At 50.6% G+C, this 7,614-nt stretch carries 6 protein-coding genes; 4 read left to right on the top strand and 2 right to left on the bottom strand.

The window, feature by feature from the left end:
* Positions 1-222: 222 nt before the first annotated feature.
* Positions 223-2,358, bottom strand: a complete 2,136-nt coding sequence (locus AB1656_12940) for a hypothetical protein (protein ID MEW6236285.1) — start codon at positions 2,356-2,358, stop codon at positions 223-225.
* A gap of 697 nt (positions 2,359-3,055) precedes the next feature.
* Here AB1656_12940 and AB1656_12935 point away from each other — a divergent pair.
* The 4 genes from AB1656_12935 (at position 3,056) to AB1656_12920 (ending at position 7,055) form a co-directional block, all read left to right on the top strand.
* Positions 3,056-3,940: a sugar phosphate isomerase/epimerase family protein gene (locus AB1656_12935; GenBank protein ID MEW6236284.1), complete on the top strand. Its 885-nt coding sequence runs from the start codon at positions 3,056-3,058 to the stop codon at positions 3,938-3,940.
* Between the two features lie 171 nt (positions 3,941-4,111).
* Entirely contained in the window at positions 4,112-4,681 is a 570-nt protein-coding gene (locus AB1656_12930; protein ID MEW6236283.1) for a M15 family metallopeptidase, read from the top strand.
* A gap of 72 nt (positions 4,682-4,753) precedes the next feature.
* A complete protein-coding gene (locus tag AB1656_12925; GenBank protein ID MEW6236282.1) occupies positions 4,754-6,190 on the top strand; it encodes a transglutaminase-like domain-containing protein in 1,437 nt (478 codons plus the stop codon).
* 115 nt (positions 6,191-6,305) lie between these two features.
* Entirely contained in the window at positions 6,306-7,055 is a 750-nt protein-coding gene (locus AB1656_12920) for a sulfatase-like hydrolase/transferase (GenBank protein MEW6236281.1), read from the top strand.
* Positions 7,056-7,330: 275 nt separating this feature from the next.
* On the opposite strand, the gene AB1656_12915 is transcribed toward AB1656_12920, so the two are convergent.
* A partial coding sequence (locus tag AB1656_12915) for a hypothetical protein (protein MEW6236280.1) occupies positions 7,331-7,614 on the bottom strand: 284 nt, incomplete at its 5' end.

The raw sequence follows: 7,614 nt of genomic DNA, 5'->3' as shown, positions 1-7,614 counted from the left end.
GTACATCCCTATCCGTCGGAGCGCTTGGGCGTCATGACCTGAGGCAGGAGCCCAGTGCGGTAGTTCCGCACGCTGGGATCTGTGCGGGGGGTGCCGGGTAACCGGCATCCCTACCGCGACCAAGGTTTTTTCTGCCCTTGACGTAAACCATCCAAAAAAAACTCCCCCGAAGCCAAGAAAACTTCGGGGGAGCGCTTTTTTTAGGATTAGCTAATGAATAGTTTAGAACAGGGACCAATCGGACACTGCGGTGAAGCCTTCCGCTGGTAATGCCCAGATATCATACAGGTTGAATCCAGGATTGCTAGCGCTTTTTGTTGTATCCAATTCCAACGTTACGGAGACCAGAACTTTATCCGGATTCACAGGCGCCTTGTCTTCATTGACAGCTGGATCGTTGGCGTTGGCGAAGTTGCTGCTGCCGTCAAGCCGGTCCATACCATTGATCAACAAACGCACATCGGCAAACTGCCAAGAGCTATCTGCTGGATCCCGGAACCAGTCATCCGCATGGAGTTCGGTCACTTCCGTACTTCCGTCTTCAAAGTGGAGAGTGGTTTTCAACGCGCCAAAACCATTGCCAACCGTTGCGGACATACGCAGTTCTTGGTACCGCCCTTTAGGAACCACATTAAACGTGAAGGGACCACGCTGCGCATCGTTGTTCATGAACTTTATGGAGTTCTTTAATCCCAGATTCAGAATGGCATTGTTGTAAGGACCAAATACGTGACCGTTCAAACCGCTCATACGATCCGGCGGCAGACCATTGGCAACATTGGCCACGCTACTGCCATCTTCATAGATATAACCGGAAACGATGAGATAGTAGTTGTTGCCATTGTCATGGCCAAAACCGGGTTGACCTGTTATTCCATCGTCAAACTTATCGATGGAGATAACATCCCAGGCTGGAATCTTGGGGTCGCGGTTTGGATCGTTGAAGGTCAAATCGACGCGACCGGCGCCCGCAGGAGGCAAAGCGGCATCCGAACTGATCCAGATATTGTCGAAGTAGGCAGAACCCGTTGCCGTGCCCCGGCGTAAGCGAACTTCGGCAATGTCAAGGATATTGTCATTATTCTCGCCGCCTGCGTCATAGGTGTTGAGACGGTCGGTTTCATCCGGATTGATCCATAGGTAAACGCTGTCATTCTGACCAGGATTTGGATCGAGACTGATACGAACCAGGAAATGATTGGGTACTTTATAATCAATTTTGGTTAAACTATCAGCTCCGGGCAAGTTGCCTATACCACAATATGCTGCGTTGTAAGGCTTGCCAATAAAACTGGATTCATTACCATCCGAAGCGAAAAGAGTCAAACCGGACCAATGACTCGCCGCCGGTCCTTCTTCCATGAAGACGAAGGAAATCCAGATATCGCCAGAGGCTTCGGGCGATATCTGGCGTCCCATGCCATTTTCCGCATCCCCCGTGATCTTCGCGGAATAACCGCCGATGTTGAATTCCGGAGCGGGCTGATTTTCAACAAGACCTGCTTGAAGTACTTTGCTATCCAGCGCGCTGGGCGATTTTGCGCCTGAAGCAGTCCAGTCGCTGGCCCAACCTAGACCGCCATTGGCGGCAAGGGCGCCCAGTGCCGCGCCTTCACTTTCATCTGGATAGGAGAAGGTTTCGTAGATGTTGAAGGAACGGAACTCAATACCCACATTCCGCCAATAAGCCGTGGTGAGCTTGCCATCGCTATGGGAAGTTACCGCCATTCCCACGTAGACAGGATCTTTCATGCCGGGAACAACATGGCTTCCTGCAAGTGTGCGTTCACCGGTATCAGCCGCTACATAATAGAAATTAAAGGTGTTCCCGCGGCGTTCCAATGCAATGGTATATGTGACGTTTTCATCAAAATAATATTGTACCTTATCGGCTGTAACGACGGTACTGTCGCCGTCCCACGCCGCTTCACCATCCTGAGCATCACGCCACTGCGGCATGAAGTCCATGTTCGAACGGAACATGGCATAGGCATAAGGTGAACCAGGAGTCAGGTTATCGCGGACCATGAGACCCGATTTCGACCATGTAGGATCGCCATCGCCAACTTCAATTTCAGTGCGGCCGAAAATCGTGAAATCGCCTTCTACTTGCATATAGACGTAATGGAATTCATCCGCTGTTCCCCAGATATCCGCGCCGCTGGCTTTGATCAGGTACTCATAAACACGCGCTCCAAAATCCCCGGCGCCAAGATCCTCTGCTGTGGCGGAACCGGCTGCGGCAACATTGCCGATATCAATGCTGTCCGAGAAAGCGCCGATTTGCGCATATGCCGTCGATCCTAAAAGGCACAGCGCAGCTGCCAATACTCCAAATCCAATTTTTCTACTCATCATTCAAATTCCTCCTCATAAATAGATTAGCTTATACGGTTTACCGTATAATTTATTGGAAACGATTAACCTTAACAAAGATTTTTAAGGCCGTCAATAGAAAATATTGAATAATAGAAAAATTTTTTATAAGATTAGATATATAACATTATGCGCAACCGGCCTATAAACATCGATTTAGATGAAAAAAGAAAAGTATTTTTTTGTATGTCATTTTTGCATGGAAGAGCGTCTTCAGTGATTGGAATTGAAGAAATAAGGAAGATTTGGCGTTATTCACGCGCTTCAATTTAGAAACTCACGTTACGCTGAATGGGAGCGAAGGCATCCCGCCTGCATATTGGATGTACCGTCCAAGAGCGGCGATTGCGCTTTATATCTTTTGCGTTATTGAATCACGAAGACGCGAAATAACTCGAATTTCACGAAATTTTTGAATCACGGATATCGCGGAATCTTTTGGAATTCCCGGAAAAATCTTCCGCATAACGCGATGCCTTGCATCAATAGTTTTCTTTCTTTTTTTCGTGTTTTTCTTTTTCCTTTCGCGTCTTCGTGATTCAAACGACGAGGGTAAGAGATTCCTTTAATTTCTCATGGCGCGTAACGTGAGTCGAGTAATAGCCAAAAAGAAGGGAATCGTTTATGATGAGGCGCGATTCGTTGAGTCGTCGAACCAGAAGCATCAAGGAGAGTATTCATGAAAATCGATCGTAGAAATCTTTTGAAAACAGCGGGGATTGGAATCGTTTCAGCAGGATGGTTGGGAAGAGAATCGGCGGCGGAAACCACCGCCGCTCCAAAATCCCAAATGAAGTTGGGAACCGTTACTTATAACATCGCCAAAGATTGGGATTTGGAAACCATCATAAAAAATTGCGAAAAAACGCGCTTCGAAGGCGTCGAATTGAGAACCACCCATGCTCATAAAATTGAGGTCGATCTATCCAAAGCCCTACGGGAAGAAGTAAAAAAACGTTTTGAGAACTCAAGCGTGAAACTGGTGGGTCTAGGAAGCGCGTTCGATTACCATACGCCGGATCAACAAAAACTGCGCCGGGACATCGAGGCGACGAAAGAATATATGATCCTGGCGAAAGACGTGGGCGCGCCCGGCGTCAAAGTGCGTCCCAACGGATTTCCCAAAGAGGTTCCGAAAGAAAAAACCTTGGAACAGATTGGTAAATCTCTGCGCGAGCTGGGCGAATACGGTCAGAACATCGGCATCCAAATCCGTCTTGAAGTGCATGGCTCGGAAACGTGCCTGCTGCCGAATATCAAAACCATCATGGATGTCGCCGATCATCCCAATGTGGGCGTATGCTGGAACTCCAACGGGCAAGACCTCGAGGGCGCTGGATTCGACGCCAATTTCGACATGGTGAAAAACAAAATATTTCTTGTCCATATCAACGACTTAAGCAACGACCGTTACCCCTACCGGAAATTGTTCGCAAAATTGAATGAAATGGGATACAACGGCTTTTGCCTAGCGGAAACCAGCGGCATGAAAGACGACGGCGACACGCTGCGTTTTATGCAATATTACCGTACGCTATGGCTTGCTTATCAAGACTTGATGTAATCTCTTATGCCAACCTTCAATAATATTGCTGTTAAAAAAATTCCTCTCCCAAGATGGGGAGAGGTTAGGTGATGGTTGATATTATTAGACTTAATTTCCCTCACCCTAACCCTCTCCCAAAGGGCGAGAGAATTTATAAGCAACAATCCTAACGTAGAATGGTATTATGCCATGAGCAAAGCGATCGTCGAACTCGTCGACCTGGCGGAAGCCGATCCGTCGCTGGTCATCGATGCGGCCTATGCGCGCAGCGATAATTTTCTAGGCCGCGCTATTTATCCCGAAAACCGGCTGTTTTTGCAAAAACCGGCGGCGGAGCGGCTGATGCGGGCGCAGGCGCGGTTGCGCCAACAAGGCTGGGGGCTGAAAATCTTTGACGCCTATCGTCCTCTATCGGCGCAAAAAATCATGTGGGATATCGTTCGCGACGATCGTTACGTCGCCAATCCCGCCAAAGGCTCGAAACACAATCGGGGTTGCGCCGTCGATGCGACGTTAGTGGGACCGGACGGACGCGAAGCGCCTATGCCAACGCCCTATGACGAATTTTCCCGGCGCGCCCATCGCGATTTCAACGATCTGCCCTACGAAATCATCGAAAACCGGCGCATCTTGGAAGAAGCGATGGCGGCGGAAGGGTTTATCCCCCTTTTGGAAGAGTGGTGGCATTTCGACGCGCCGGAATGGGTGAATTATCCCGCGCTCAATTTGAATCCGTACAAAACGAGATTCAACCTGTGATGGGGCAAATAGCGGATTGAGTTTCGTTTTGATCTCATCTTACTCAACGTAAGCGATAAAAGGATGGTTTTTATGTACATCGCCGCCTTTTTCTCTATGGCGTTAGGTTTTATTGCTTTGACGGCGGAAGGGGATATATCGCTGCCGGAATCCGCTGCCGATCTGCTCGCAGAAGGCGAATATTCCCAGGCGGCGCGGATCATAGATGCACAAGCGGCGCAAGCGAGCGATGTCCGCGAACGCCTGGCTTGGGAAGCGGAGCGGCTGCGGCGCATCGTGTTGGATTATTCTCTCGACCGCGAGGAGCTCTTGCGGCAGTTGCGCCGCAGAATCAAAGATTTTCAAGAGAATGAACTGGCGCAGTGGATGGAGGAGAGTCGTTTCGATTGGCGCAAAATCGACGGCGAAATGCGGTTTCTCTACCCCAGCGTCAGCAATTTATTTTTCCGTTACCCCGAACTGCGCGCCCGCCGCCGCCTTCCCGCCTCGGAAGAGTATGGACGCTTCCTCGCCCGCATCGCCGCCAGCTGGAGACATCCAGAGGCAGAAGCATACGAATTCGTCCGGGCGCGGCGGTTTCACGTCCAAATGAATCTCACAATCGCGAAAGACGCCGCTCCCGATGGGGCAAACATCCGGTGCTGGCTGCCGATTCCCATCGAAAATTCCTTTCAGAAGCATTTCTCATTGATTTCATCCGATCCCGCAGCGCTTCATATCGCCGCATCCGATGCGCCTCATCGTTCCATTTATCTGGAGAAGAAAACGCAGGCGGGAAAGCCGACAGCCTTCACGATTGACTATGAATACGTCTCCTCGCCGCGCTACGGGGAAATCGATTCCCAAAAAGTTACCGCCCTGGTTCCAGCCAAAGCGCGCCGGTTTACGCTGGAGGAGCCGCCGCATATTGTTTTTCTGCCCGAAATGGGGGCTTTGCTAGAAAGCATCGCAGGCGAAGAAACGAATCCTTATACGATCGCCAAGCGAATATATGATTGGATCGGCGAAAATTTTCGTTATAGCTACGCGCCGGAATATTCGACCATCCGCAATCTCAGCCATTACGCTCTGGCGAAGCGCTACGGCGATTGCGGGCAGATCGCCATGTTGTTCATTACGCTATGCCGGATGAAAGGCATTCCCGCTCGCTGGGAATCGGGATGGATGCTATATCCCGAAATGACGGGCTTGCACGATTGGTGCGCTATTTATCTCGATCCCTACGGATGGATTCCCGTGGACGCCAATATGGGGATTTCGGCTCTTCACGATTGGGATTTTTTATCTCCGGAAGAAAAAGAGACGGTGCGGGATTTTTACTTTGGCCGCATGGACCCTTACCGGTTGGAGGCCAATAGCAATCATGGAGGGACGTTCGATCCGGCGAAAAAATATTTCCGTTCTGATCCGGTGGATTTTCAAAGAGGCGAAGCGGAGACGAGCGAAGAGAACCTTTATTACCATCGGTTCGATTACGATTTGAAAATATTATCGAGCCAACTTGAATAGGGCGTTCCTCCTGACTTCGCATCAAAATTGGGCATAGAATTTTAACGATTTGATTATCAAAGGTTTAGGGTATAAAGAAATTGAATTTTGGGTGTTGCAAGCCTAAAATGGAGGCATGTTCGCCCGTAAGATCAAAAATCACAGCGGCTCGGTCAGCGTCCAAGTCGTCCGCAAAGAACAGGGGCGATACCGAGTCGTTCGCGCCGTCGGGACCGCGAAAGACGGCGATGAAATCGAACGCTTGTGGCGGCAGGCTCAACATTTCGTTCGCCATCCGGACCCCAATCAAGGATTATTGTTCGCGATGCAGACGCCGGTCGACCAGGCCGTGCAGAGCGCCTTGGAGACGCTCTCCAATGCCAGCATTCGCACCATTGGCCCGGAACTCATTTTCGGGACGCTCTTCGACCGCATCGGATTCCATCAAATTCCTGATGAGTTATTTCGGCATTTGGTTCTCGCTCGTTTGGCGTATCCCGCCAGCAAATTAAAGACGGTGGACTACCTGCGCCGGTACAGAGGAATGAATTGCTCCGTGAGCGCCGGGTATAAATTTCTGGACCGCCTTCACAGCCGATACAAGTCACAAGCGGAAAAGATCGCCTACGAGCATACGCGCCAGAGATTGGGTTCGGTCTCCGTGGTTTTCTACGATATGACCACGCTCTATTTCGAAGCGGAAGCCTTGGATAAACGGGGATGGCTCGACCGGACGTTGATCGTCTTCACTTCGGATCACGGCGACATGACCGGCGACCATAATCTATGGCGCAAATCCTATCCCTACGAACCTTCGGCGCGCATTCCCATGCTGCTGCGCTGGCCTGCGGGACTGGCGCTGGAAAAGCGCGGACGGACGCTATAAATTCATTTTCCACGCCCGCGACGGCGAAGAGCAACTCTTCAACCTGGCCAACGATCCCGGCGAAACCCGCGATCTCGCCCTCAATCCCGCCCATCATGGCGAATTGCGCCAATGGCGCAACCGCATGATCGAACACTTGGCGCAACGCGGCGAAGAATGGGTAAAGAAAGGAACCCTGGCCCTGCGCCCGAAGAACCATCTCTACTCGCCGAACTTTCCGGCGCGGAGCTAAAGGCGTTTATTATAAGGTAAGAATATGCGGTTTCAAAAAACCGCTAATACCCCCGCGTATAAAAACCGTCTTTGGAACTGTAAAGAATCCCGCCGTTGCTGACAATTCCGTTGGAGCAATGGTATTGCGGCGGCGAGCCGATGTAATAGCCGGTGGAGGCGTTCATGGGGCCGCAGCCGCGGATCCAATATTCTCCCCGTGAAATTTCATTGCAGAAGCACTCTTCCCACGTGTCCTTTGGATCGCAGGCGTAGTAGGAGTACTCGTCTTTATGCTGAAATCTGGAGGGATTGGCGTTGTAATCGACGATGTGGGCGGGAGGGATGA

The organism is Candidatus Omnitrophota bacterium (genome assembly GCA_040755155.1).
Taxonomy (GTDB): Bacteria; Hinthialibacterota; Hinthialibacteria; order Hinthialibacterales; family Hinthialibacteraceae; genus JBFMBP01.
This window is presented reverse-complemented; position numbering and strand designations above follow the sequence as displayed.